General features: G+C 39.6%; 23 protein-coding genes. 13 read left to right on the plus strand and 10 right to left on the minus strand.

All coding sequences use genetic code 11. From position 1 onward, the window contains the following. Window positions 1-110 precede the first annotated feature (110 nt). Window positions 111-965, plus strand: a complete 855-nt coding sequence (locus NSR00_RS02890; RefSeq protein WP_327855903.1) for a DUF4349 domain-containing protein — start codon at window positions 111-113, stop codon at window positions 963-965. A 352-nt stretch (window positions 966-1317) separates the two neighbouring features. Here NSR00_RS02890 and NSR00_RS02895 read toward each other — a convergent pair whose 3' ends face one another. The 3 genes from NSR00_RS02895 to NSR00_RS02905 all read right to left on the minus strand — a co-directional run bounded on the left by NSR00_RS02895 (window position 1318) and on the right by NSR00_RS02905 (window position 3988). Continuing rightward, entirely contained in the window at window positions 1318-1446 is a 129-nt protein-coding gene (locus tag NSR00_RS02895; protein WP_327863000.1) for a hypothetical protein, read from the minus strand. 386 nt (window positions 1447-1832) lie between these two features. Then, a complete protein-coding gene (locus NSR00_RS02900) occupies window positions 1833-2459 on the minus strand; it encodes a LysE family translocator (protein ID WP_339212559.1) in 627 nt (208 codons plus the stop codon). 296 nt (window positions 2460-2755) lie between these two features. Then, the gene (locus NSR00_RS02905; RefSeq protein ID WP_340786863.1) at window positions 2756-3988 is read right to left on the minus strand and encodes an aminopeptidase; all 1233 of its coding nucleotides are present in this window, start codon (window positions 3986-3988) and stop codon (window positions 2756-2758) included. 147 nt (window positions 3989-4135) lie between these two features. On the opposite strand from NSR00_RS02905, the gene NSR00_RS02910 reads away from it, so the two are divergent. Beyond that, window positions 4136-5302, plus strand: a complete 1167-nt coding sequence (locus NSR00_RS02910; protein WP_340786866.1) for an acyl-CoA dehydrogenase family protein — start codon at window positions 4136-4138, stop codon at window positions 5300-5302. A 318-nt stretch (window positions 5303-5620) separates the two neighbouring features. On the opposite strand, the gene NSR00_RS02915 is transcribed toward NSR00_RS02910, so the two are convergent. The 3 genes from NSR00_RS02915 to NSR00_RS02925 all read right to left on the minus strand — a co-directional run bounded on the left by NSR00_RS02915 (window position 5621) and on the right by NSR00_RS02925 (window position 9597). Next, window positions 5621-6748, minus strand: a complete 1128-nt coding sequence (locus tag NSR00_RS02915; RefSeq protein ID WP_339199994.1) for an IS110 family transposase — start codon at window positions 6746-6748, stop codon at window positions 5621-5623. A 328-nt stretch (window positions 6749-7076) separates the two neighbouring features. Then, window positions 7077-8294 (minus strand): MFS transporter, encoded by a 1218-nt coding sequence (locus NSR00_RS02920; protein WP_066251268.1) that lies wholly within the window; start codon window positions 8292-8294, stop codon window positions 7077-7079. Window positions 8295-8559: 265 nt separating this feature from the next. Further along, window positions 8560-9597, minus strand: coding sequence for a metal ABC transporter substrate-binding protein (locus NSR00_RS02925; RefSeq protein ID WP_340786869.1), 1038 nt, complete (start codon window positions 9595-9597; stop codon window positions 8560-8562). 224 nt (window positions 9598-9821) lie between these two features. On the opposite strand from NSR00_RS02925, the gene NSR00_RS02930 reads away from it, so the two are divergent. The 5 genes from NSR00_RS02930 to NSR00_RS02950 are packed head-to-tail and all read left to right on the plus strand — an operon-like array spanning window position 9822 to window position 13446. Continuing rightward, on the plus strand, window positions 9822-10595 hold the full coding sequence (locus NSR00_RS02930) for a sulfite exporter TauE/SafE family protein (protein ID WP_130157979.1): 774 nt from the start codon (window positions 9822-9824) through the stop codon (window positions 10593-10595). Between the two features lie 22 nt (window positions 10596-10617). Beyond that, window positions 10618-11517, plus strand: a complete 900-nt coding sequence (locus NSR00_RS02935; protein WP_340786873.1) for a LysR family transcriptional regulator — start codon at window positions 10618-10620, stop codon at window positions 11515-11517. A 40-nt stretch (window positions 11518-11557) separates the two neighbouring features. Next, entirely contained in the window at window positions 11558-12283 is a 726-nt protein-coding gene (locus NSR00_RS02940; protein WP_340786875.1) for an NAD-dependent protein deacylase, read from the plus strand. A gap of 8 nt (window positions 12284-12291) precedes the next feature. Continuing rightward, window positions 12292-12753 (plus strand): DUF6884 domain-containing protein, encoded by a 462-nt coding sequence (locus tag NSR00_RS02945; protein WP_130157983.1) that lies wholly within the window; start codon window positions 12292-12294, stop codon window positions 12751-12753. A gap of 27 nt (window positions 12754-12780) precedes the next feature. Further along, window positions 12781-13446 (plus strand): potassium channel family protein, encoded by a 666-nt coding sequence (locus tag NSR00_RS02950; protein WP_269467019.1) that lies wholly within the window; start codon window positions 12781-12783, stop codon window positions 13444-13446. 729 nt (window positions 13447-14175) lie between these two features. On the opposite strand, the gene rnjA is transcribed toward NSR00_RS02950, so the two are convergent. Then, window positions 14176-15843 carry a ribonuclease J1 gene (gene rnjA / locus NSR00_RS02955; RefSeq protein ID WP_340786877.1) on the minus strand — a complete coding sequence of 556 codons (1668 nt, stop codon included), beginning with the start codon at window positions 15841-15843 and terminating at the stop codon, window positions 14176-14178. A 6-nt stretch (window positions 15844-15849) separates the two neighbouring features. Next, window positions 15850-16059 carry a DNA-dependent RNA polymerase subunit epsilon gene (locus tag NSR00_RS02960; protein WP_340786880.1) on the minus strand — a complete coding sequence of 70 codons (210 nt, stop codon included), beginning with the start codon at window positions 16057-16059 and terminating at the stop codon, window positions 15850-15852. A 375-nt stretch (window positions 16060-16434) separates the two neighbouring features. On the opposite strand from NSR00_RS02960, the gene NSR00_RS02965 reads away from it, so the two are divergent. After that, complete coding sequence (locus NSR00_RS02965) at window positions 16435-17205, plus strand: Cof-type HAD-IIB family hydrolase (RefSeq protein WP_340786882.1); 771 nt, start codon at window positions 16435-16437, stop codon at window positions 17203-17205. A gap of 670 nt (window positions 17206-17875) precedes the next feature. Continuing rightward, window positions 17876-19135, plus strand: coding sequence for a group II intron reverse transcriptase/maturase (ltrA, locus tag NSR00_RS02970; protein ID WP_340786724.1), 1260 nt, complete (start codon window positions 17876-17878; stop codon window positions 19133-19135). Between the two features lie 133 nt (window positions 19136-19268). On the opposite strand, the gene def is transcribed toward ltrA, so the two are convergent. Then, entirely contained in the window at window positions 19269-19823 is a 555-nt protein-coding gene (def, locus tag NSR00_RS02975; protein ID WP_063389641.1) for a peptide deformylase, read from the minus strand. 97 nt (window positions 19824-19920) lie between these two features. Then, window positions 19921-20055, minus strand: a complete 135-nt coding sequence (locus tag NSR00_RS02980) for a YjcZ family sporulation protein (protein WP_082829604.1) — start codon at window positions 20053-20055, stop codon at window positions 19921-19923. 519 nt (window positions 20056-20574) lie between these two features. On the opposite strand from NSR00_RS02980, the gene pdhA reads away from it, so the two are divergent. The 4 genes from pdhA to lpdA all read left to right on the plus strand — a co-directional run bounded on the left by pdhA (window position 20575) and on the right by lpdA (window position 25468). After that, window positions 20575-21696 carry a pyruvate dehydrogenase (acetyl-transferring) E1 component subunit alpha gene (gene pdhA / locus NSR00_RS02985; RefSeq protein ID WP_063389642.1) on the plus strand — a complete coding sequence of 374 codons (1122 nt, stop codon included), beginning with the start codon at window positions 20575-20577 and terminating at the stop codon, window positions 21694-21696. A 2-nt stretch (window positions 21697-21698) separates the two neighbouring features. Further along, a complete protein-coding gene (locus NSR00_RS02990; protein ID WP_063389643.1) occupies window positions 21699-22676 on the plus strand; it encodes an alpha-ketoacid dehydrogenase subunit beta in 978 nt (325 codons plus the stop codon). Between the two features lie 74 nt (window positions 22677-22750). Then, entirely contained in the window at window positions 22751-24049 is a 1299-nt protein-coding gene (locus NSR00_RS02995) for a dihydrolipoamide acetyltransferase family protein (protein WP_063389644.1), read from the plus strand. Between the two features lie 3 nt (window positions 24050-24052). Then, window positions 24053-25468 carry a dihydrolipoyl dehydrogenase gene (lpdA, locus tag NSR00_RS03000; RefSeq protein ID WP_340786887.1) on the plus strand — a complete coding sequence of 472 codons (1416 nt, stop codon included), beginning with the start codon at window positions 24053-24055 and terminating at the stop codon, window positions 25466-25468. Window positions 25469-25713 lie beyond the last annotated feature (245 nt).

Here is a 25713-nt window from a genome sequence, read left to right on the forward strand (position 1 = left end):
ATAGTAGCACACTTTCATTTGTTTGCACACATTTTATTCATCTATTTAAGATCCCTTTGCTTCATTATTTCGTCTAATCCATAAACTGTCATTAACTGGAGATGATGAAAATGAAGAAAGTCTTGATTGGTTTGTTGCTGCTCTTCTTGGCCGCCTGCAGCAATTCAGAACAAAAATCATCCGTAGAAAGTGCTAAAATGGATCAGACCATGATAGAGAAAAAAATTGAAAAAAAAGGAGAAATGGAAACAGTTGAAGCGAAATCAGCTGCCAGCACATACTCAAACGAACGAAAAGTTATGTACACTGCGAATATAACGGCAGAAGTGGTAAGCTATGATGAAACGATTGCAAACTTAACAAAGAAGGCCGAAAGCAGAGGGGGCTATATCATTCAATCAAATGCAGTGGAACAGGATGGAAAGATCGAGGCATATGTAACGTTCCGCATTCCTCAAAATGAACTTCAACGATTTATAGAGGAAGTGAAAAAGGCAAGCAAATCAGTCAAATCGGAGCAAATGACTGGTGAAGATCAAACAGAAGAATATGTCGATTTAAACTCTCGATTGAAATCGAAGCAAGCGGTTGAAGCTCGGCTCCTTAAATTTATGGAATCGGCTGAGAAAACAGAAGACTTGTTGAAAATTTCGGAAGATTTGGCAGCTGTCCAAGAAGAAATCGAACAATTAAAGGGCAGAATAAAATATATTGAAAATAGAACAGACTATGCAACAGTTGAACTGCAATTAACAGAAATAAAATCTCATGAAAATTTTTCAAAGGATTTTAATACGTGGGAAAAAACGAAAGAACAATTTTTGACAAGCATTCATTGGATTGTTCAGGCGGCATCTTGGATTGTTGTGCTCGTTGTAGGGAATTTACCAATTGTTTTATTGGCGCTTATTATATTTTTCTTCGTCTATCGAACATTTAAAAAGAAACAGGAGAAAACTGAGTAATCTTTTTTACTTATGGATCGAGCTGTTAAAATGATGAAGACCGCACAATTTATTAATGAAATTGTGCGGTCTTTTTCAATTTGAATTTTTTAACCCCGACTTCAAAGAAGCTTGCGAGCCAAGGCATGTTTTTTTAGGGGTATCTTTAATTCGTTTTTTCGCATAATAGAAGCCCTCATTATTGTTTTAGAAACGTTGATATATTGAGGATTTGGCTTTCCGGAAAGCCCTGGAAATACCGATTGCAGCGCTTTTGCTTTCATCATCGTTTGTTTATTATGGGCAGTTTCGGACTTCACGTACTAAAAATGTGAAGTCTCTTTGTTCTGAATTCGCTGCGTTTATTCTGCATTTAATTAACTAAGTAGTATAAAATATATCCGCAAATGATCGATAAAAAAAGATGCTGAAGAAACCGCTGCAAACGATGTTCAAAAAATGTTTTTATTTGTAGAGCCGGCTTAGTTTTTTCTGCGTTCACCATGTTCACCTCTCATTTGTACAAATATATGCGAATTAGAAGGTTAAAATGAATAAACACCTTCAAATGATTGGAATGATAATTATTCAGCTTGACGATTTTGTTTTTTGGGAGAAGGATGATAGGAAGAATTCAGTTATGTAGGAGGACAAATGGATTAATAAACGTAGAATTATAGCAGACAAAAGAAGCTGTAAAAAGAATGAGTTGGGACGGCTATAAAACATGTTGAAAAAATTGATCTTACTGCCTAAAGAAAAGATATGTGCGGGAAAGTAATGATGTTGATTCGGACATTCATCTTCTAAACAAATGAAGTAGGGGGCAGAGTAAAAAAACTGGAGCGAAAAAAATTTCGCTCCTGACGTTTCCCCTCATTGTATCTACTAAATTTTTGTAAAAAGCAGCTTTCCGCCAAGAACTGCAAATAAAATAGATTTGCCGTAATGAATAGCAGAAACTGTTTTTTTAGATTGAAACAGAATTTTTATTTTGCCGGCTAATGCTGAAAATAAGGAAAACAATACCAATGCCTGTACAATGAAAATAAGACCTAGCACAAACATGTCGAGCTGAACATGGACGCTGTTTGTTGATACAAACTGCGGCAAGAAAGCTAAAAAGAACAATGACACCTTCGGATTTAACAGGTTCATCAAGATGCCTCTTTTATATAAAGAAAAGAGTGAAAGACTTTTTACATTTGCTATTTTACCGGAAACTGCTGATTTCCCTTCCTTATAAGATTCCCATGCTAAATATAACAGATAGATCGCACCGACAGATTTAATAGCTGTAAAAATAACAGTAGATTGATAGAGTATGGCTGACAGTCCGAGAGATGCGATTAAAGTATGTCCGATAAGTCCGGTACAAAGTCCGAGAGAAGTGATGAACCCCGCTCGAAAGCCGTAAGACATGCTTTGTGCAATAACAAATAAATTATCGGGTCCTGGTGCAACGGTTAATAAAATAGAAGCTGCAAGAAAACTTAAAATGATGGACAATTCCATTTTTTACGTTCTCCTTTTCGCGTAGTGGATCATTATAAAGTTTGGCTGTTTTTTTCTTTGAATAAGAATGAAAAGGGCAAAGTCAAATGACCGCCCATTAGCATGATAAAGTACGATTCGATTCAAAGAAGACAAATACTATGATGATGTTGATGCAGCAAATAAGCAAAACGACAAATATAGAACTTTTACTGACTTGCCTGAAACAAACGTCAAGGATGTACGGTACAGTTTCAGCTAAGTGTTGTGCAATATTTAAGCAAGGCTTTCATGAGAAACGATCAGCCGGCCCTTTTTTAAAACGCCCAATTTCCTTTTCGGAAGATTGGTTCACGTGTGCCGTCCGGAAGAATGCCGTCGATGTCCATTTCTGCACTTCCGATCATAAAATCAACATGTGTAATGCTTGTGTTGAGACCATGCTGTTTCAATTCATCCTCTGTCATCGTTTTTCCGCCTTCTAAGCAAAACGCATAGGCACTGCCGATCGCTAAATGGTTTGAAGCATTTTCGTCAAACAACGTGTTATAAAATAAAAGATTTGACTTTGAGATCGGTGAGTTATGAGGTACTAAAGCAATTTCACCTAAATAATGAGAGCCTTCATCTGTTTCGACTAATTGCTTCAAAATTTCTTCGCCTTTTTCGGCTGTTACATTTGTAATGCGTCCTCGTTCAAATGTGATGACAAAATTTTCGATTAAATTTCCGCCGTAGCTTAACGGTTTTGTGCTAGTCACATAACCATTTACCCCATCTTTTTTCGGAGCTGTGAACACTTCTTCTGTAGGCATGTTTGCCATGAAAGAAACGCCTTTTTCATTAACGCTTCCTGCTCCCACCCATAGGTGCTTTTCAGGCAGTTCAATAGTTAAATCCGTTCCAGGAGCTTGATAATGGAGCTTTCTATATTTTTTCGCATTTAAATAATCGACTTTTTGATGAAGGTTTTCATTATGTTTTTTCCATGCAGAAACCGGATCTTCCTCATTAATACGTGTTGCTTGAAAAATAGCATTCCATAATTTTTCAACTCGAAGCGATTTTTCTTCATTTGGAAAAACTTTCTCCGCCCATTCTTCGCTTGCGGCAGCGATAACCGTCCAGCTGACTTTATCCGATTGTATGTATCTGCGAAACGTATTTAAAGCCGTTCCAGACGCTTTCTGGAAATTAGCGATTCTCTCAGGCTGAATGCCTTTTAATAAATCAGGGCTTTGGGACACAATAGAAATAAAAGCTGCATTTCTTTCTGCTAGGGCAGTTCTTTCGAGAGACTTCCATTCAGGATATTCTAAAAACACGTCATCAGGAGCCTTTTCATATTTTAATCTTGTTAAAACATCATCTTGCCAGTCGATATGAATATTCCTTGCACCAACCTCATAAGCTTTTTCCGCAATAAATCGGACGAGTTCTTTTGCATCTATGCTTGCAGAAATGAACAATTCTTGTCCTTTTTGAACATTGACTCCGACCTTGACGGCAAGTTCTGCATATTTTTCAAGCTGCTGTTTGAAAGTTCTCATCATCATTCTCCTTTATTTCCTACATATTTTTTTCTGTATTTTACCAAAAAAATTAAAATAAAACCAATTGGATAGCTTAACGAAAATGAATAATAGAGCTACAATAGAGATAGAAAAGAAAGAAAAAGAAACAGGTGTGTGAAGAATATGAATTTTTTAGATGAAATGGTTATTGTCAACAAATCGCATCGAGAATTAAGAGAAAAAGCCGAAAAACTTGCGGAGAAGTTCGCGGAGCGAGCCGCGAAAAATGATCAGGAATCTTCGTTTCCATTTGAAAACTTTTCAGATTTAAAAACGGAAGGATTTCTGAAATTAACTGTGCCAAAAAAATATGGAGGAAATGAAATTTCTTTATATGAATTTCTGCTTGTGCAAGAAAAAATTGCAGAAGGAGATGGAGCGACAGGTTTATCGTTAGGGTGGCATAATGGAATCGTAATGGATTTATCCGAATCAAAAAAATGGGATGAACGCACGTTTGAGCGCATTTGCGAAGAAATTGTCGCTGAAGGAAAATTAATCAATAGCTGTGCATCAGAACCGGCTGCCGGAAGTCCTGCAAGAGGCGGAAAACCAAAAACAACGGCAAGAAAAGAAGGAAGCAGCTGGATTATTAATGGCCATAAATCGTTCACATCACTGGCCTCGATTCTAGATTATTTTATTGTAACCGCAACAATTGAAGAAACAGGTGAGGTTGGCGAATATTTAGTCCCAAAAGGAGCAGAGGGGCTTTCCATAAAAGAAACATGGGATACAATCGGCATGCGCGCGACAAGAAGCGACGATTTATTACTGCACAACGTAAAGGTCGAAAAAGACGCTCTCGTTTCGATCAGACAAGCTACATTCAGTCCTTCCACTCCGAAAGGATGGCTTTTACATATTCCTGCCTGCTACCTCGGGATCGCTATCGCCGCAAGAAACTTTGCTGTCAAATATGCAAAAGAGTATCAACCTGCCAGTCTTTCTCATCCAATTTCAGAACTTTCGGAAGTGCGGCGAAAAACAGCTGAAATGGATCTGGAGCTTACAAGCGCACGGCATTTTATGTACAGTGTGGCGAAAAAATGGGATGAACAGCCGCATTTACACGAACAAATGGGGCATGAGCTGGCTGCCGTAAAATATGTTGCCACAAACAGTGCGATCAAAGTCGTTGACCTAGCCATGCGAATTGCAGGCGGACAAAGCTTAAGAAAAGAATACCCATTGGAGCGCTACTATCGGGATGTCAGATGCGGTCTTCATAATCCTCCAGCAGATGATATAACGTTAAAAATTTTCGGTGACCGTGCTTTTCAAGAATAAAAGAACACAAAAGGCGTTTTCTCAGGCTGAAAAGTTGATGGACAGCCGAAAAACGCCTTTTATTATTTCTGTGTTCATTCGTTCCTTAGTACAAATAAAAGCTTTCATTTATTACATTTGAACAAAAAATTGTTCATTGGCTTTAACTTCATTCAATCTTTTTTTCTGTGAAAATCAATTAACCATGGCTGAAGCGGTATACCCCACAATCAAATTGGATACCCTATTAACGACCAAAAAAAGGAATTAGGAAAGCAGAGCTACCTTATTTTTAGGTATCTCGTATATTTCTGAACCTTTTTGGTTATACTAATTTATTTACTGCTCTCGAAACGGTTCTTTTCGAGAAATGATGCAGTAAATGATGGTAAGCATTCGGTGCGCGATCGCAACGAGTGCTTTTTTCTTTCCCCTGCGTGCCGCCAATGACCAATATTTCGCTGCCAAACGTTGATTCCTACATCGAGACAAAGCCCAAGCCGCCTCACATAACGCCGATTTGATATGCGGATTCCCCTTCGTCGTTCGGGTACTTTTTCGTTTTCCAGCACTTTCATGATTTCCCGGCGCGACTCCCGCCCATGAAGCGAGGTGTTGAGACGTTGGAAATTGTCCCATATCGACTCCGATTTCAGCGATAATCACGGCAGCGGTTTCCTTCTTGATCCCCGGTATGGTCACAAGAAGCTCCATCTCTTGTTTGTATACTTGTAAGAGTTGGTCGATTCGTTCTTCGATGTCTCGAAGTAAACTTTCCAACGATTCGATGTGCTTCCACGATTGGCGAATCATGAACAGTTGATGGTTGGTCAATGTACCAAAGAGAGAATCCTGAATTTGTTGTTTTTTCCTCTTCATACTCCTGTGAATGCAAGCATCGACTTCGGTTTCTTCGATGTATCCCTGTTTCATTAAACGTTCCAGTAGCTTTCGCCCAGATACACCAAATACATCCGAAATCACGGAACTTAACTTGATATTGGAACATTCCAACACTTTTTGAATGCGGTTTTTCTCCGCGGTTAACTGCCCGATCCATTTTTTGCGCAAGCGAGTTAAATCCCGTAATTCTCGAATGTTCTCAGGAGGTACAAAACTCTTCTCGATCAATCCGTAACGCAACAATTTGGCGATCCATTCTGCATCGGAAACATCGGTTTTTCTCCCCGGTACATTTTTGATTCGCTGAGCGTTGGCAAGTGTAATGTCAAAGTAATCTTCCAAAATATTGAACACAGGTTTCCAGTAAACGCCCGTACTCTCCATCGCAATATGAGTGACACCACGATCTTCTAACCATTTCAGAAGACGAAACAAGTCTTTCGTGAAAGTAGGAAATGTTTCAACTTCCTTTTGAACGTGTTCTTCCTCTCCAAGAAGAGCACAAACGACAATTGTTTCGGCATGGACATCTAATCCTGCACAACGATGATAAAGAACATCCATGATTCTTACTCCTTCCATCGATAAATTCGCAAACAGGGAGTCCATTTGCACGTTAGGCATTTTTCTGTTCGTAGTCACCTTTTCACACGAAAAGGGCTGACAATGGGTGGAACACCAAATGGACTCAAACAGTTTTTATTACAGGGTCGAACCACCATTAAAGAGAACGTCTTTCAAAACTGTTTGCGTTCATATCCATTATGGGAAGGAATGATGGATTTTCATGCATGGGTGGGGAGTAAAATTACTCATGGATGTTTTTATTGTCAAAACAACTTTGTCTTTTGTTTCACATCAATTGAAAAGTAGCTGCTGTCTTGTAAAAATGTTAAGATGTCCATTCTTTCAGCTTTTGATCGGAAGGTAAAAGCATGGAGAGCATGCCGATAAATGGAAGAAAGCCGCACGCGATCATAACTGGCTTTAAGCCGAATAAGTCCGCGAGAGCACCGAGCACGACTGATCCTAAAGCGCCTAAACCGAAGGCAAGACCGACCATTAAGCCGGATGCAGTTCCGATTTTTCCAGGCATTAGCTCTTGTGCGTATACGACAACTACAGAAAAGCTTGACAAAATAATAAAGCCGTTAATGAGCATTATTGGAATTGCCCAAAATTCATTCACATAAGGCAAAATGACCGCCAGCGGAGCTGATCCAAGCATTGAGAAAGCAATGATATTCCGTCTTCCGAAACGATCTGAAAGCGGCCCTCCTAAAAATGTTCCGATTGCACCTGCTGCTAAAAATATAAAAATATATAGCTGTGTTTTGCTGATGGAAAGTCCATGTTCATGAATTAAATAAAAAGGGTAAAAATTAGTGATTGCTGCATGATACCATGAACGAGCAAAAACTAAGAAGATGAGCAGCATAAGTCCAATTTTCACTTGCTTTTTTCGAGCGGCAGGAACTTGCACAACGGCTTTTTTTGCGCTTGTTTTTTTTCGGCTGTCGAGCTTTTCCTTATACCAATTTGCAATGTATAGAAGGACGATGACGGCCATGCCGGCAATTAAAGTAAACCAAATCGCGCCAAATTGTCCCATAGGGACGAAAATAAGAGCTGTCATAATGGGAGCAAGAGATTGTCCGGCATTACCTCCAACTTGAAAAATGGATTGGGCGAGCCCTTTTCGTTCTCCCGCTGCTAAATGCACCACTCTTGAACCTTCCGGATGAAAAACGGCTGAACCGATTCCGACGAAAAATACCGAAACTAAAACAATCCAATAATTAGGTGCAAAAGCAAGTCCCAGCATGCCGAAAAACGTACACGTAAGCCCGATGGGCAGCAAATAAGGCATCGGCTTTTTATCTGTATAAAACCCGACAGCAGGCTGAAGCAAAGATGCCGTTAGCTGAAGGCTGAATGTAATGAATCCAAGCTGCATATATGTAAGATTCATTGATTTTTCCAATATAGGGAAAACTGCTGGAATAACAGCTTGAATCGAGTCGTTTAGAAGATGAACAAATCCGATAATAAATAATATTCTGTATAATGTAATTTGACCCATATTCTGTTTTTGAACAGCTGCTTCCATTTTGGTTTCTCCTCTCATATTTATTCGTATGTCTAAATATTTTACTTGATTTTACAAAAATATGAAATAAAAAAGTTTAACAGTTTACAGTAGTTTTATTATGTCAACTTAGTATATATAAAGGTCTGTCTAGAAAGTCAAATTTCCATTGAAAACAAAAAACTCATAAACATCGATATAGCAACGTTTTCTAAAGCATGAAAGGGGGCATCCATAAGCCAAAAAAGACTCATTGGACAGCCCCCTAAAAGCGTGCAAATAGTATTTAATTTAAAGCTTCAGATAACGTTTCAAGATTGCGTTTCATAATGCTGAAGTAGTCTTCGTTATTTTTTAAATCTGTTTCCGAAACACTTTCTAAATTATGTAGCGTTAATGATTTGGCACCAATTTCTTGTTGGATGATTTTTGCTACTTTTTCAGATACATTTTGTTCAAAGATCACATGTTTTAAATGATGTTTTTTCGATAGTTCAATGATTTTGACAAGCTGCTTTTGACTAGGCTCATCCGTTGGAGATAATCCCGATATTGGAATTTGTTCAATATCGTAGCGGTCTTCCCAATAACCATAAGCAGCATGAGAGACAAGAATATATTTTGTTTTCGATTTTTTAATTGTTTCTTGAAATGATTGATCCAGTTCTTCAAGATCTTGTTTAAGTTGAGCGAAATTTTGTTCAAAATATTCTTTTTGATCAGGAGCCGCTTCCGTTAAAGCGTTCTTGATGTTTTCCGCAAGAGTAATGGCCCTAATTGGATCAAGCCATACATGAGGGTCAACATCTCCATGTGCATGATCGTGTTCCTCTTCGTTTTGGTTCCCATGTTCTTCTTCATGATCTGAATCTTCTTCATGATGTGAATGCTCTTCTTCTCCGCTTTCATGGTCATGTTCATCTTCGGACGCACTTAATAATGGGATTCCTTCAGCTGCTTTTACAATTTTGACATTGCCGTCTTTCAGCGTTTTTTCTGCCTTATCGGCAAATCCTTCTATACCAGCTCCAGTATAGATAAATAAATCCGCTTTCGCGATTGCTTCCAAAGTTTTTAATGTAGGTTCATACGTGTGGGCTTCTACATTCGGCGGGTAAACACTTTCGACATGAACGTATTTACCGCCGATTTTTTTAGTGAAATCTGTCAGTGGATAGATTGTTGTATAAATTTCAATTTCTTTTTGATTGTTTTTGTCCTCATTATGATTGTTCGTTTCGGAAGCATTGTTGTTATTTTGGCCGCAGCCGATAGGAAAGATTGCAAGCATTGCCATTAAAAATGCAAAAAAGACTTTTTTCATCGATTTGAACTCCTTTCAAAATATATGAGTACCCCGCTGTATTAAATCGTAATGATTTCGATTTAATTATATATAACATTTTCTAAATGGGCAAGGCTAGAAGCACTAAAAACAAAAATATCACAAACTATAACATTTTGTTATACCCCATGTTGAATAAGCATTTCACACCAATCCTTCTCACTGGTACCCTTTAATTAGGATATTAACAGAGGTGAACTTGAATGGTGGAAATGGTTTTGCTGCTCGCTCTTGGACTTTTGTCAGGCGCTTATGGGGTAATGGTGGGAGCAGGGGGAGGATTTGTGTTTGTTCCTGCTCTCTTATTGCTGTTGAAATTGCCTCCTGAAATTGCAGCTGGTACGGGTCTTGTTGTGGTTTTTCTCAATTCTATATCAGGGTCGATGAATTATATACGGCAAAAGCGTGTTCATTTTTCTATCAGTTGGCCGATCATCTTCGGCTCCATCCCGGGAACGTTTATCGGCACTTGGCTGTTGGGAATTATTTCACCCGACTTTTTTTATTGGATATTTGCCGCTGCTTTATTCATGCTCGGGATGTTTTTGCTTTTAAAAAAAGCTCCGGAAGAGGCGAAACATAGTATGAAAGCAGGTTTTTTCAATGAGGGCAGAAACCGTTTAAAAGCTGTTTTTTTATTCATCATCGGACTTTTGTTGGGAACTTTATCGAATTTTTTTGGAATTGGCGGCGGATGGTTGCTCGTCCCCATTTTAATTTATTTATTGAAGATTCGTCCTCACGACGCAACTGCGATTTCTCTTTTTGCATTATCGATCTATTCACTTGTTGGTGCGCTGAATCAAATTGCATTAGGGAATGTTAATTGGACGGCCTGCTTGTGGGGCGGTATAGGAGTGATGATCGGCTCTCAACTGGGAGCTATCTTATCAACAAAAGTGCCTGGAAAATGGATTTTGCAAATGTTGTCTTTTTTGCTGATAGGTGTTAGCATGAAGTTGTTTTTAAGTGTTTAAATTGTAAGGAAGTGATTCCGAATTGGATTTGGAAAGTTTAAAAATGTTTTGTCTTGTTGTTGAGGAAGGGAGCATCAGCCGTGCTGCAAAGCTTGTCTATGTGTCCCAGCCGGCTGTTACGAGAAAAATCCATCAACTAGAGGATTATTATGGAACCCCATTGTTTGACCGTTCGAACGGAAAAATGACTTTGACAAAAGCCGGCAAAATGTTATATCCGATTGCCAAAAATATTGTGGAAGAAATTCAACAATCAAAAGAAGCAGTAAAGGAAATAACCGGACACAAAGATTTTACACTAAGTGTCGGAGCGACGTTGACAATTGGGGAATATCTTTTGCCTAGTCTGCTCGGAAAATTTAAAAAAGAAGTGCCAGATGTAAAGCTTTCATTAGCGATTTCTAATACTCCGGGCATTATTGATCGGCTTGTTGACCGCAAAATTGATATCGGATTTGTAGAAGGAGTTGTAGAAAACAGCATTTTTCATGTAAAAAAGCTTGTCGATGACGAGCTTATTTTAGTATGCGGAAGAGAGCATCCTTTGAAGAAGAAAAAACAAATTGACATTGAAGAGCTGGCAAAAGAAAAAATGATCTGGAGAGAAAAAAATTCAGGAACCCGTCTCATTATCGAAAATACATTAAAAAAATATGGGGTGTTAGATAAAATAAATTATTATATGGAGCTAGGAAGCACGCAGGCTGTAAAAGCTGCTATAGAATCCGGGCTGGGAATCGGCTTTTTGCCGAGGATTACGGTGTCAAGAGAGCTGAAATACGGCTACTTATATGAATTGAAAATAAAAGATGTGGAAATTAAACGGCATTTATCGATATTGTCTCGGACTGAACGGTTCCGCAAAGAAATTGTTGACGAATTTATTGATTTCATTTATAAAAAAATGGTAAGTTCAGGTTAAAATAATTGTTTTCACAATTAATAAAAAAGGATGAAAAAAGATGGCTTTGATATCCGAAGTCGCTGATCTTTTGCAACAATCTGAACATGCTGTTGTATTTACTGGTGCAGGGATGTCCACTGCCAGCGGAATTCCGGATTATCGTTCAAAAACTGGTTTGTGGCGCAAAAAGGATCCGAGTAAATTGGCAAGCATTGAAGCGATGGAGACAAACCGTGATGAATTTATTCAATTTTATAAAGAACGCCTTCAATTATATAAAAGCAAATCTCCGAATGAAGGACACTACTTGCTGGCAAAATGGGAAAAGGAAGGGAAGATTCAATCGATTATTACTCAAAACATTGATGGGTTCCATCTCTTAGCAGGAAGCAAAAACGTAATTGAACTTCATGGAACACTTCAAACGTTTCACTGCCACAATTGCGGCCAACGCTTTCTAAATGATGTATACTTGAAAAATCAATATTATTGCGGCTGCGGAGGCTTTATTCGTCCTTCCATTACACTGTTCGGAGAGCTGCTTTCGGAAGATGCTTTTAGAGATGCGGAGCTTGAATGTGAAAAAGCAGACGTTATGATCGTGCTTGGTTCATCTTTAACAGTTCGGCCAGCGAACGAAATACCGCTCTTGGCAAAAAGGATGGGAGCGGTATTAGTGATTGTCAACCAAGAACAAACAGACTTCGATGAATGGGCTGATTTTGTTTTTCATAACGATATTATACAATTTTTGAATGAATTGAATAATCGATTGAACAGGTGAAATGTTAAATGAGAAGGATTTGTGTCATACCTTGCGGAACAAAAAAAGTATGGGATAAAGAACCCAGTGCAGGTGCTGTTTCCGCAGAAAAAGCGTATATAGGAGTTTTTCACCGCCTTTGCCAGGCGTATGCTAAAAAATTTTTCGATGAATGGGTGATTTTGTCTGCCAAGCATGGCTTTTTGCGGCCAAATGATTTTGTGCCTGGTCCTTACAATGTTTCCTTTAGCATGAAAAAGCATCCTGAATTAATTACAATCAACCAATTGAAGGAACAAGCGGTTGAAAAAAATTTGTTAGATGTAGATGATATTGTTCTTTTGGGAGGAAAGAAATTCCGTCCATATATAGAACAAGTGTTTACAAATAAGACAGCTTTTCATTATCCTCTTTCCGATTGCAAAGGAATAGGGTTTATGCAGCAAAAGTTGAAACAAGCGATTGATTTTGGCCAAGAAATACAAGAATAATGTCATTCAAGTTGTAATGGGGGAGTATTGATGAAAAAGGAGTTTGCCGTAATCGGGTTGGGGCGGTTCGGCGGAAGCATTTGCCGAACGTTATCGGAAGAAGGAGCAGAGGTGCTTGCCATTGATGTGGATGAGGATCGAGTAAACGAATTTGCCAATATTGTTTCACATGCTGTTGTAGCGGATACAACGGATGAAGCCGTATTAAAAAGCTTGGGAATCAGAAATTTTGATCATGTGATCGTAGCCATCGGCGACAATATTCAAGCGAGCATTTTGACAACCATTATGTTGAAAGAACTAGGAGTTAAGCATATAACGGTGAAGGCTCAAAACGACTATCATGAAAAGGTTTTGTCAAAAATAGGAGCAGATACAGTTGTTCACCCTGAACGGGATATGGGGCGGCGGCTTGCCCATAATCTTCTTTCGAACAATGTGTTGGACTATCTTGAGCTGTCGGAAGAGCACAGCATTGTTGAAATTGCTGCTAACCGCAACATTGCCGGCCATTCTCTCATCGAGCTCGATATTCGTGCGAAATACGGAATCAATATTGTTGCGATTAAACGAAATAACGAAATTATCGTATCGCCGCAAGCTACAGAAGTAATCAAGGCAGGAGATATTTTAATTGTCATCGGAGCTGACGTCGATATTGATCGGTTTGAAAAGAAAGTGCTAGGAGAATAATGAAAACTTATATACATTCGGAGCTTTAAATGTTTCATCCGCATGGGCAAAATCAAAATCTACTGAAGAATGAACTGAACTTATCCAGTCAAGTAAAAACAATCATTTGAAGCTTACATGGTAATTGAATGAGAAGCAGCTGTCTAGAATGCCTCAAGACAGTTCTTCTCATTCTTTTTTTGTTTGCCGGCTCAAAATCCTTCCTTATTGCAAGAATGTCGTTGTTTTTTCTGGCAATCGAATACATGTCTTCTTTAACTACAAATTGATTTCTTTATTATCTCCCTTTACTGCTGCCACTTGCAGCACCTGCTCCTGAAAAATTCTGATTATGACATTATCCAAGTCGAATTTTTTCATCAAATGTTTTTCAAATGATTGCGTATAAATTTATATGATGGCACAAACGTACATAAAATGTCTTTCTGCTCTTCTATTAAACACTTGTATATTGGGGAAATTAACCACAAAACTTTTCGGTTTTTTCATTTACATGTTTTGACATCCGTCTTTCTCCTCTTCAAGCACTCACTTTTTCGTTTTTTATAAGAACTTTTAGCTGACGGCTGTCCGCTTTAAAACCATCTACCTAAAAAAGCAAGAGCGGCCGGACGCTGTATGTTATGAGCCGACAAAATAACAACTGGACATTTTTCCAAAATAAATCCCTCTTATGTTAAACAGTATGTTCCACTGTCAACACAAGAGGGATCGATCACAAGTTATTACTTAAATTTCCATTATAATTGGCAAGATCATCGGTCGGCGTTTCGTTTTTTCATATAAAAACGGAGCGAGTGTATCGGCGATTTCATTTTTGATTTCCGACCACTGCGTAGTTCTTCTTTCCAATACTTTATTTAAGTGCTTAGTAATCAGTTCTTGGGCATCTTTAATTAAGTCACTGGATTCTCTCATATAAACGAAGCCGCGCGATATAATGTCAGGGCCTGCAGCAATTTTGAACTCTTTCATATTGATGCTGACGACAACGATTACGAGTCCTTCTTCTGATAAAATTTTTCGGTCTCTTAACACAATGTTTCCAATGTCGCCAATTCCGCTTCCGTCAATATAAACGGATCCGGACGGAATTTTACCGGCAATGGATGCTTCGCGGTCGTTCATCGCCAGCACATCCCCGTTATCCATAATAAAACAGTTTTCCTTTGGAACTCCACAATCGACAGCTAGTTTCACATGCATGATCTGCATTCTATATTCTCCATGAATCGGCATAAAATATTTTGGCTTCATTAACCGCAGCATTAATTTTTGCTCTTCCTGTCCGCCGTGGCCAGATGTGTGGATGTCATTTAACGACCCGTGAATTACTTCCGCACCGGCGCGGAAAAGCAGATTGATCGTTCTTGAAACCGATAAAGTGTTCCCTGGGATGGGCGATGATGAGAAAACGACCGTATCGCCGGGAATAATTTGGATTTGCCGATGAGTTCCATTTGCAATTCGGGACAGAGCGGCCATTGGTTCACCTTGGCTTCCTGTACATAAAATCACGACCCGATGAGCGGGCAGACGGTTTATTTCATTTGCATCAACAAACGTATCTTTCGGGCAGCGAATGTACCCGAGTTCTTGTCCAATTTGGATAGCTGCTTCCATACTTCTTCCAAAAACAGCTATTTTTCGATTGTTTTTAACAGCTGCTTCTGTTACTTGCTGAAGTCGATGAATATTGGATGCAAATGTTGCAAAAATGATGCGGCCGCTTACTTTTCGGAAAATGTCGTGAATGCTTTCGCCGACCCGTCTTTCAGACATTGTAAATTCAGGAATTTCGCTGTTTGTGCTGTCCGATAAAAGACAGAGCACACCTTCTTTGCCGATTTCCGCCATTTTAGTTAAATTTGCAGGTTCCCCGACTGGAGTAAAATCAAACTTAAAATCTCCTGTATGAACGATATTTCCTGCGGGAGTTTTGACAACAATTCCATATGAATCTGGAATGCTGTGAGTTGTACGGAAAAAAGTTACGGCAGTTTTTCTGAACCGAATCACATCATCCTCCTGGATGATGTTTAGTTTAGCTTGTCTTAAAAGTCCATGCTCTTCCAGCTTATTGCGAATCAGTCCGATCGCCAGTTTACCGCCGTAGATTGGTACATTAATTTCCCGCAGCAAATAAGGTATACCGCCTATATGATCTTCATGACCATGTGTGATGAACAAGCCTTTAATTTTTTCTTGGTTTTTTACTAAGTACGTATAGTCCGGAATCACATAGTCAATCCCTAGAAGTTCGTCTTCTGGAAACTTAATTCCAGCATCAATTAAAATGATTTCATCTTGAAATTGCACACCGTACGTATTTTTTCCGATTTCGCCCAATCCGCCGAGGGCGAATGCTGCTACTTGGTCTCTTTTTACAAATTTCATATACTATCATTTCTCCAATACAGAAAAATTTTCGCTTTGTTTTTCAAATTCATAAAACGGGCTGCTAATCGGTTGAATATATTCTATGTTTATGGAGCGGCCTTTTAATTTTTCACGAACTTCTCTTTCTGATTCCGCTTCAACGAAAAATGTTTTCGTTCTTTCCCGAACAGGCGGTTCATTTGGGTTTTCCTGATAAAAAACTTTAAACATCATTTGCGTAATCTCTCCTTACTTTCCATGTTAAACTAGCTTTTATTATTATAGTCGATTCTGATGGCAAATCCAACCTTCATTGAAAATAACGAAAACCGGGCTAAAGCCGCCCGGTTTCTTTAAGCAATCGATTTTCTGCGAAGCAATTGCTTCCACTGTTTTTTAATTTTTTTCTTCAAACGTTTTAACATATCAACTCCTCCTTCATTAAGATGTCAAAGTCGAGTCCGATTGTATTTACTAATATTATATGCTATTTTTTTATTTTTTTTATGGCTAAACGTGGAAAAGCGCTATTGACATAAAGCGCTTGCATACTATACCGTTTTGTTTAGTGTAAATAAGGTTTTCACGAAAGAGAAAAGGAGATTGAACATGGGGAAAAAATTTATTTTTTTTGATATAGACGGTACTTTATTGGATCATGATAAACATTTGCCGGAATCTACTCTTGACGCGGTCTTCCGTTTGAAAAAAGCCGGACATCACGTCGCCATCTCAACCGGCCGCGGCCCTTTTATGTTTAAAAAGCTAAGAGAAGAGCTCGGAATCCATTCTTATGTCAGCTATAACGGACAGTATGTTGTGCATGAAGGAGAAGTCATTTATGAAAATCCTTTGAAGGTCGATGCGTTGGAGCAATTAATCGAAGCGACTGAAAATACTGATTACCCGCTTGTATTTTTGAGTGAAGAAGATATGAAAGCAAATGTGGAAGATCATCCGTTTATTCATGAAAGTTTGAAATCTTTGCACCTCTCGCATCCTGAGTGCAGACCTGATTATTTTCAAGAAAAACCTATTTACCAAGCGCTTTTGTTTTGCAAAGAAGGAGAAGAAGAACAGTTCAATATTTCTGAAGAGATAAAATTTGTCCGCTGGCACCAGCTTTCAACTGATGTTGTTCCAAAAAAAGGATCGAAAGCAGAAGGGATCAAAAAGATAATGGATATGCTTGGCGTTAGCCGTCAAGATGTGGTTGCTTTTGGAGACGGTTTGAATGATATAGAAATGATCTCGTTTGCTGGAACAGGCGTTGCTATGGGTAATGCTGTTTCGCATGTGAAAAAAGTAGCTGATTTTGTTACAAAGCCTGTTGATGAAGATGGAATATTTTATGCTGCAAAGCAATTGCAGTTGATATAAATTCGAAGCTAAACTCAAAAAAATGCCTTGCAAAGGCGATTTCAAATGGTAGTGTGCACAAAAAATTTCTCTTTATGAACAAAAAATCCCGAAAGAACTATTCGGGATTTTTTACATGTGCGCCCGGCATGGGTGTAATCTATAGGGTGAAAGTCCCGAGCTGCGAAGGCAGAAGTAGCAGTTAGCTTAACGCAAGGGTGTCCGTGGTGACGCGGAATCTGAAGGAAGCGAGCGGCAAACTTCCGGTCTGAGGAACACGAACTTCATATGAGGCTAGGTATCACTGGGTGAGTTTGCATGACAAAACAAAGCCCTTTCTGCCGAAGGTGATACAGAGTAAATGAAGCAGATGGATGGAAGGAAAGATTACACTCTTACCCGGGGAGGTCTGGCTGGCACGCCAAGTAACCTTGGTAACCTATCTAGTGATAGATAGCTGAACAGTCAGAAGTCAGCAGAGGTCATAGTACTCTTTCAAGCTCGAGATGGAAGAGGAAGGACTGAACAATTAAGGAGAACGAATCGCTAGGCGTTCATCTTCTGTGTTGAAGCAGACAATCCGATAGGACTTACTTGAAGGAGGAAGTGGTGAATCCCACGGGGGACTTCAAGAGGGTGGAGCAGAAGATGGCACAAATAGAAGGATTCGTTCACGTGGAGAGGATATCTAATGTTGATGGAACTGATTTTGTCACGGGAAAATCTCATAGCGGCATTTAAAAGAGTTTTACAGAACAAAGGAAGTCACGGAGTAGATGGCATGTCCGTAAAAGACCTACGAAGACACCTCTACGAAAATTGGGACTCCATTCGACAGTCGTTGAGAGAAGGAACCTACAAGCCCTTACCCGTCCGTCGAGTCGAAATCCCGAAACCGAACGGTGGAGTAAGGCTTCTAGGGATCCCTACCGTGACGGATCGTTTCATCCAACAAGCGATTGCCCAAGTGTTGACGAAAATCTTTGATCCGACCTTCTCGAACCATAGCTATGGTTTCCGCCCAGGTAGAAGGGGACATGATGCGGTTAGGGAAGCAAAGGGTTATATCAAAGAAGGATATCGTTGGGTAGTCGATATAGACCTAGAGAAATTCTTTGACAAGGTGAATCACGACAAACTGATGGGGATCTTGGCGAAAACGATCAAAGATCGAATTCTACTGAAGGTAATTCGCCGGTATCTTCAATCAGGCGTGATGATCAATGGAGTGGTAATGGAAACGGACATGGGAACGCCTCAAGGCGGCCCGCTTAGTCCACTTTTATCAAACATCATGCTTCATGAATTGGATAAAGAGCTTGAGAAACGTGGACATAAGTTTGTTCGGTATGCGGATGACTGTAACATCTATGTGAAAACAAAGAAAGCAGGAATTCGTGTCATGAACTCCATTACGAACTTTATAGAGAAGGAGTTAAAGCTCAAGGTAAATAAAGAGAAATCGGCGGTAGACCGTCCTTGGAAACGGAAGTTTCTCGGTTTCAGCTTCACACTCAATAAGACTCCAAAGGTACGGATTGCGAACGAAAGTGTGAAACGTTTGAAGAACAAGATCCGTGAAATTACATCAAGGTCGAAACCGTATCCAATGGAGAAAAGGATTGAGAAACTGAATAAGTATTTAATGGGATGGTGCGGATATTTTGCCTTGGCAGAAACACCAAGTAAGTTCAAAGAATTTGATGAATGGATTAGACGAAGGCTTCGGATGTGTTTGTGGAAAGAATGGAAAACCCCGAAAACAAGAATTCGGAAACTCAGAGGATTAGAAGTTCCAAGCCATAAAGCATTCGAATGGGGCAATACACGCAAGAAATATTGGCGGATTGCCTGCAGTCCCATTCTACACAAAACCCTCGACAACTCCTATTGGAAGCGTCGAGGGTTAAGAAGTCTATTCGAAAGATATCAAGCACTACGTCATACTTAATTGAACCGCCGTATACGGAACCGTACGTACGGTGGTGTGAGAGGACGGGAGTTAATCGCTCCCTCCTACTCGATGGATTTTCGTTTTGCTTGAAATATTCCGAGGCTTGGATGCCGGGCGCTAACTTCTGGCTTCATCTGTCAATTGGAGTTGCATTTTCCGGTTCTTTAAAAGGATTCTCTTTATTGATCCGATCATAAAACATAATGCCGTTTAAATGATCTATTTCATGCTGAAACACAATAGCGACAAGACCTTTTAAACGAAGGTCGACTTCATTGCCTTCAAGGTCAACCCCTTTGACGCGGATGCGTGCATAACGCGGAACATATCCTGGAACCTCTCTGTCAACGGAAAGGCATCCTTCACCGCTTGTTAAATAACTTTGTTCCACCGAATGGCTTACAATTTTTGGATTGAACAGGCCGTACGAATATAATTTTCCTTTTTCATCCGTCACATGAACGGCAATCATTCGTTTTGATACATTAATTTGCGGGGCGGCAAGACCGATCCCAGGCCGCAATCCATATTTTTCTGCAATCTCTGGATCTTGACTGTTTTTTAAGTATTGAAGCATCTCCGCTAAAATTTTTTTCTCCTCTTCAGAAGCGGGCAATTCCACTTCCTTGGCAACTTGACGAAGAGTTGGATGTCCTTCCTTAATAATATCTTCCATTGTAATCATTGCTAATCACTCCTGAACCTATATCAACAAATTTCATTATACATAAATCTTTTAAAAGAAACAAAAAAGAATTGCCCGAAAATCGGACAATCATCAATTAATAGTTTAAGCAGGCAGCGCCAACAATAATGAGCAAAATAAAAAGCACAGCGATCAATACAAATGTCCAGTTTGAAACTGGAAAATATCCGTATGATGGGTAATGATAAGACGGATTGGAATAATAATGCATCTTTTTCACCTCCACATAAGGACTTTTGTATCGCCTTATTTAGGTCAAATGTCTATATCATCGTATGATGAAGCAAAATAAAGGTATAGACGTTTGCCTAGAAGACTTCCTTATTTATATAAATTCTTCTGTAATTTATATAGAGAAGCAACACGCTCTCCAGATAAATGATTCGCTCCCGTCTGTATCTGTAATAGTGATACAGAATTATCTGTTGTATTAGTACAGATTTAAAAGTAAAAATATTTCCAATTATCTTGAAAGCGTTTTATGTATTGTTTTAAAAATAAACAAATTAATTGACGCATGTGAAAAAAGGGTGTACACTATGAAGTGAAATCGATGTGTATTACTATTTTAAATAAAAAAATTAATACAGTTTGTAAAGCGATCTTGCAATGTACTTGACGATTTTGGCAATTAAAGATCCGCAATGTGTGTCTCCATGAACAATTTGGGGTAATCTAGTTTTATGGATGAATTTAAAGGCTGAGAAAATGAAACGAAGAGGTGTGTTGAATGGCAAAAAAGGCGAAAAATGTTGTCGTTGACAGCGAAAAGCAATTTGATGCGATTCGCAAGGAATTCCAAACGTTCCAAATTTTAAACGAAAAAGGCGAAGTCGTGAATGAAGATGCGATGCCTTCCCTTTCTGATGAAGAATTAAAGGAATTAATGAGACGAATGGTATTTACCAGAGTGTTGGATCAGCGTTCAATTTCTTTAAATCGTCAAGGTCGTTTAGGTTTTTACGCACCGACTGCCGGACAAGAAGCATCACAAATTGCTTCTCATTTTGCCTTGGAAAAAGAGGACTTCATTCTCCCGGGCTATCGTGATATACCGCAGTTAGTTTGGCATGGATTGCCTTTGTATCAAGCATTTTTATATTCCCGCGGGCATTTTCATGGAAACCAAATGCCTGAAGACGTAAATGCTTTTTCACCGCAAATTATTATCGGCGCCCAATATGTGCAAGCTGCAGGGGTAGCATTAGGTTTGAAAAAACGCGGCAAAAAAGCAGTTGCTGTTACGTATACAGGAGATGGAGGAACGTCTCAAGGCGACTTTTACGAAGGAATAAACTTTGCTGGGGCATTTAAAGCACCTGCTATTTTCATCGTTCAAAACAACCGGTTTGCAATTTCAACACCTGTAGAGGTGCAAACTTCAGCTGAAACACTTGCACAAAAAGCTGTTGCAGCTGGAATCCCTGGTATACAAGTAGATGGAATGGATCCGCTTGCTGTTTATGCAGCTGTGAAGGAAGCGCGTGAACGGGCAATAAATGGTGAAGGTCCGACATTAATTGAAACATTATGCTACCGCTACGGTCCGCATACAATGGCAGGAGACGATCCAACGAGATATCGGGCAAAAGAGCTTGATGACGAGTGGGAGGCAAAAGATCCGCTTGTTCGTTTCAGAAACTTCCTTCAAGCAAAAGGATTGTGGAGCGAGGAAGAAGAAAACGAAGTTATCGAAAAGGCGAAAGAAGATATAAAAGAAGCAATCAAAAAAGCGGATGAAACTCCAAAACAAAAAGTGACAGACTTAATCAACATTATGTTTGAAGAAGGAAGCTGGCCTTATAACCTAAAAGAACAATATGAAATTTATAAAGAGAAGGAGTCGAAGTGAGCATGGCGCAAATGACAATGATTCAAGCAATCACTGATGCGTTGCGTACGGAACTGAAAAACGACGAAAATGTGTTAGTATTTGGGGAAGATGTTGGTGTAAACGGCGGTGTGTTCCGTGCAACAGAAGGACTTCAAAAAGAATTCGGCCCAGACCGAGTTTTTGATACACCTCTGGCAGAATCAGGAATTGGCGGCTTGGCAATCGGTTTAAGCACACAAGGCTTTCGTCCGGTAGCTGAAATTCAATTCTTCGGTTTTGTTTATGAGGTTATGGATTCCATTTCTGGACAAATGGCGCGTTTGCGTTATCGCTCCGGGGGCCGCTGGCATGCTCCGATCACCATTCGTTCTCCTTTCGGCGGCGGCGTTCATACCCCTGAGCTTCATGGGGACAGCTTGGAAGGCTTGATGGCGCAGCAGCCAGGTTTAAAAGTCGTTATTCCTTCCACCCCTTATGATGCAAAAGGGTTGCTTATTTCAGCAATTCGGGATAATGATCCGGTCATTTTCTTGGAGCATATGAAGCTTTATCGTTCCTTCCGTGATGAAGTTCCGGAAGAAGAATATACAATTCCGATCGGCAAAGCGGATATAAAACGTGAAGGGAAAGATATTTCGATCATCACTTACGGGGCAATGGTGCATGAATCTTTAAAAGCTGCTGACGAACTTGAAAAAGAGGGCTTTTCAGCAGAAGTGATCGATTTACGAACAGTAAGTCCGCTGGATATAGAAACGATTATTGCTTCAGTAGAGAAAACAAACCGCGCGATTGTCGTGCAGGAAGCCCAAAAACAAGCAGGAATTGCTGCTAATGTTGTTGCAGAAATTAATGAAAGAGCGATTCTTAGCTTGGAAGCTCCAGTTTTCCGCGTGGCAGCTCCGGACACTGTCTATCCATTCTCACAAGCGGAAGATGTATGGCTTCCAAACTACAAAGATATCGTTGAAACGGCTAAAAAAGCATTGAATTTCTAATTGGCTAAAAAGAGGAGCATCATCTTTTCTTCTTTTCGGCCATCAACTGAAAATTATTTAGGAGGTTGAAATCTGTGGCTTTTGAATTTATAATGCCGGATATCGGTGAAGGCATTCATGAAGGTGAAATAGTAAAATGGTTTATCAAACCTGGTGATGAAATCAATGAAGATGATGTTCTTTGTGAAGTGCAAAATGACAAAGCAGTAGTTGAAATCCCTTCCCCTGTAAAAGGAAAAGTATTAGAATTAAAAGTGAATGAAGGGGAAGTTGCAACTGTCGGTCAAGTATTAGTCACAATTGATGCTCCAGGTTATGAAAATCAATCAAAAGGCGATGAAAGCGGTGAAGCAGCAAAAGAAGAAAAGCCTTCCACAGAAGAGCAAAAAGTGGAAAGCAACGCTTCACAGTCTGCTTCAGAAGACGTAGATGTTAACCGACGCGTTATTGCAATGCCATCCGTCCGAAAATATGCGCGTGAAAAAGGCGTTGATATTCGATTGGTACAAGGCTCAGGAAACGGCGGGCGCATATTGAAGGAAGATATTGATGCTTATCTGAAAGGTGGACAAGAAGAAGCAAAACCTGTTGAAAACGTGGAAAAAGAAGCTGCAACAGGCGTATCGGCAGGAGAAAAAGCAGCGCCCGCTCCGGTTGTCCTTGAAGGAGAATTCCCAGAAACCCGCGAGAAAATCAGCGGTATTCGAAAAGCAATTGCAAAAGCGATGGTTAAATCGAAGCAAACTGCGCCACATGTAACATTAATGGATGAAGTCGATGTAACAGAGCTTGTTGCACATCGGAAGAAATTTAAAGCTATTGCGGCAGAACAAGGCATTAAGCTTACATATTTGCCTTATGTTGTCAAAGCTTTAACATCGGCACTGAAAAAATATCCAGTATTAAACACGTCGTTTGATGATGAAACAGAAGAAGTTATTCATAAGCACTATTACAATATCGGAATTGCAGCTGATACGGAAAAAGGACTTTTAGTTCCTGTTGTCAAACATGCAGATCGAAAATCGATTTTTGAAATCTCTGCAGAAATTAATGAATTGGCAACAAAAGCGCGTGAGGGCAAACTTACTCCAAATGAAATGAAAGGCGCATCATGCACGATAACCAATATCGGTTCCGCTGGCGGCCAATGGTTTACTCCTGTCATTAATCATCCAGAAGTAGCCATTCTAGGACTCGGACGCATTTCTGAAAAACCGGTTGTGAAAAACGGAGAAATCGTTGCAGCCCCTGTTTTAGCGCTGTCTTTAAGCTTTGACCATCGAATGATCGACGGTGCAACTGCACAAAATGCGCTTAACCATATTAAGCGTTTATTGCATGATCCCCAATTATTACTAATGGAGGCGTAATAAATGGTAGTAGGAGATTTCCCGATTGAAACTGACACTCTCGTCATAGGAGCTGGTCCCGGCGGCTATGTGGCTGCAATAAGAGCTGCGCAATTAGGGCAAAAAGTTACGATCGTTGAAAAAGGATCTCTTGGCGGCGTCTGCCTCAATGTTGGATGTATTCCTTCTAAAGCATTAATTAGTGCAGGACACCGTTATGTAGAGGCTAAAGAATCAGAAGATATAGGAATAAAAGCTGAAAATGTAACACTAGACTTTTCTAAAGTGCAAGCTTGGAAAGAAAGTGTCGTCAAAAAACTTACAGGCGGTGTTGAAGGCCTTTTAAAAGGAAATAAAGTTGAAATTGTAAAAGGCGAAGCATATTTTGTTGATCGCAACACCGTCAGAATCATAAACGAGAATTCAGCTCAAACGTATAAATTTAAAAATGCAATCATTGCAACTGGCTCCCGTCCAATTGAAATTCCAAGCATTAAATTTTCTGAGCGAGTCATTGACTCAACAGGAGCGTTGTCCCTGCAAGAAGTTCCGAAAAAAATGGTTATTATTGGCGGGGGAGTCATTGGCATAGAGCTTGGAACTGTTTATGCGAATTTCGGCACTGAAATTGTGATTATTGAAGGAGACAAAGAAATTCTTCCAGGATTTGAAAAACAAATGACAGCTCTTGTAAAAAGAGCGTTGAAGAAAAAAGGAAATGTCGAAATTCATACTAGCGCACTTGCAAAAGGTGTTGAAGAAACAAAAGACGGAGTAAAAGTGACATTTGAAGCGAAAGGAAAAGAGCAAGTAGTGGAAGCGGACTATTGTTTAGTTACAGTAGGACGCAAACCAAACACTGATGAACTTGGTCTCGAACAAGTCGGAGTAGAAATCGATGAAAAAGGCTACATTAAAATTGACAAACAGTGCCGGACAAATATTTCAAATATTTATGCTATCGGCGACATCGTTCCAGGACCTTCACTTGCTCATAAAGCTTCATATGAAGGGAAAATTGCTGCAGAAGCGATTTCTGGAAAACCTTCTGAAATCGATTATAACGGAATTCCTGTCATTGTCTTCTCAGAACCTGAGTTGGCTTCTGTCGGATATACGGAACAACAGGCTAAAGACGAAGGAATTGACATTGTGGCAGCTAAGTTTCCATTTGCAGCAAACGGCCGCGCATTGTCATTAAATGCAACCGATGGATTTGTAAAATTGATTACACGAAAAGAAGACGGCCTTGTTATTGGGGCTCAAATCGCAGGTGTCAGCGCATCAGATATGATTGCTGAACTTGGACTTGCGATCGAAGCAGGCATGACGGCAGAAGATATTGCCTTGACGATTCATGGCCACCCGACATTAGGAGAAATTGCAATGGAAGCTGCCGAACTTGCACTTGGAACACCGATTCATATTATAAATAAGTAATGCAGCCCAAAGGGGCAGTCTAATAAGTCGTTTTTTCGGCTTATTGACTGCCCCTTTTAATGTTTAATAACGTTGATATATCGGTGTTTATGATTATTTGTTTTCAATGAGGATTTGACTTTTTGGACAACCCCTTTTTTTGATGAAAAATAAATGATGGAACAATTTTCTCACTGTTGTGAAAGTTTTTTCACAAAAATATGTTGTGCAGAGATTTTGAGCACAAATCCTATTTAAGTGAACTA

Source organism: Aeribacillus sp. FSL K6-8394 (assembly GCF_038008865.1).
Classification (GTDB): Bacteria; Bacillota; Bacilli; order Bacillales; family Aeribacillaceae; genus Aeribacillus; species Aeribacillus composti.

What these genes read in the sequence shown, in the direction of transcription:
- NSR00_RS02945 (WP_130157983.1), top strand. Translation starts at nt 12,292, where the DNA reads ATGAGAAGGATTTGTGTCATACCTTGCGGAACAAAAAAAGTATGGGAT.
- NSR00_RS02900 (WP_339212559.1), bottom strand. Translation starts at nt 2,459, where the DNA reads ATGGAATTGTCCATCATTTTAAGTTTTCTTGCAGCTTCTATTTTATTA.
- rnjA (WP_340786877.1), bottom strand. Translation starts at nt 15,843, where the DNA reads ATGAAATTTGTAAAAAGAGACCAAGTAGCAGCATTCGCCCTCGGCGGA.
- NSR00_RS02930 (WP_130157979.1), top strand. Translation starts at nt 9,822, where the DNA reads ATGGTGGAAATGGTTTTGCTGCTCGCTCTTGGACTTTTGTCAGGCGCT.
- NSR00_RS02910 (WP_340786866.1), top strand. Translation starts at nt 4,136, where the DNA reads ATGAATTTTTTAGATGAAATGGTTATTGTCAACAAATCGCATCGAGAA.
- lpdA (WP_340786887.1), top strand. Translation starts at nt 24,053, where the DNA reads ATGGTAGTAGGAGATTTCCCGATTGAAACTGACACTCTCGTCATAGGA.
- NSR00_RS02940 (WP_340786875.1), top strand. Translation starts at nt 11,558, where the DNA reads ATGGCTTTGATATCCGAAGTCGCTGATCTTTTGCAACAATCTGAACAT.
- NSR00_RS02980 (WP_082829604.1), bottom strand. Translation starts at nt 20,055, where the DNA reads ATGCATTATTATTCCAATCCGTCTTATCATTACCCATCATACGGATAT.
- pdhA (WP_063389642.1), top strand. Translation starts at nt 20,575, where the DNA reads ATGGCAAAAAAGGCGAAAAATGTTGTCGTTGACAGCGAAAAGCAATTT.
- NSR00_RS02915 (WP_339199994.1), bottom strand. Translation starts at nt 6,748, where the DNA reads ATGGATGTTCTTTATCATCGTTGTGCAGGATTAGATGTCCATGCCGAA.
- NSR00_RS02905 (WP_340786863.1), bottom strand. Translation starts at nt 3,988, where the DNA reads ATGAGAACTTTCAAACAGCAGCTTGAAAAATATGCAGAACTTGCCGTC.
- NSR00_RS02960 (WP_340786880.1), bottom strand. Translation starts at nt 16,059, where the DNA reads ATGATGTTTAAAGTTTTTTATCAGGAAAACCCAAATGAACCGCCTGTT.
- NSR00_RS02890 (WP_327855903.1), top strand. Translation starts at nt 111, where the DNA reads ATGAAGAAAGTCTTGATTGGTTTGTTGCTGCTCTTCTTGGCCGCCTGC.
- def (WP_063389641.1), bottom strand. Translation starts at nt 19,823, where the DNA reads ATGATTACAATGGAAGATATTATTAAGGAAGGACATCCAACTCTTCGT.
- NSR00_RS02925 (WP_340786869.1), bottom strand. Translation starts at nt 9,597, where the DNA reads ATGAAAAAAGTCTTTTTTGCATTTTTAATGGCAATGCTTGCAATCTTT.
- ltrA (WP_340786724.1), top strand. Translation starts at nt 17,876, where the DNA reads ATGTTGATGGAACTGATTTTGTCACGGGAAAATCTCATAGCGGCATTT.
- NSR00_RS02965 (WP_340786882.1), top strand. Translation starts at nt 16,435, where the DNA reads ATGGGGAAAAAATTTATTTTTTTTGATATAGACGGTACTTTATTGGAT.
- NSR00_RS02990 (WP_063389643.1), top strand. Translation starts at nt 21,699, where the DNA reads ATGGCGCAAATGACAATGATTCAAGCAATCACTGATGCGTTGCGTACG.
- NSR00_RS02920 (WP_066251268.1), bottom strand. Translation starts at nt 8,294, where the DNA reads ATGGAAGCAGCTGTTCAAAAACAGAATATGGGTCAAATTACATTATAC.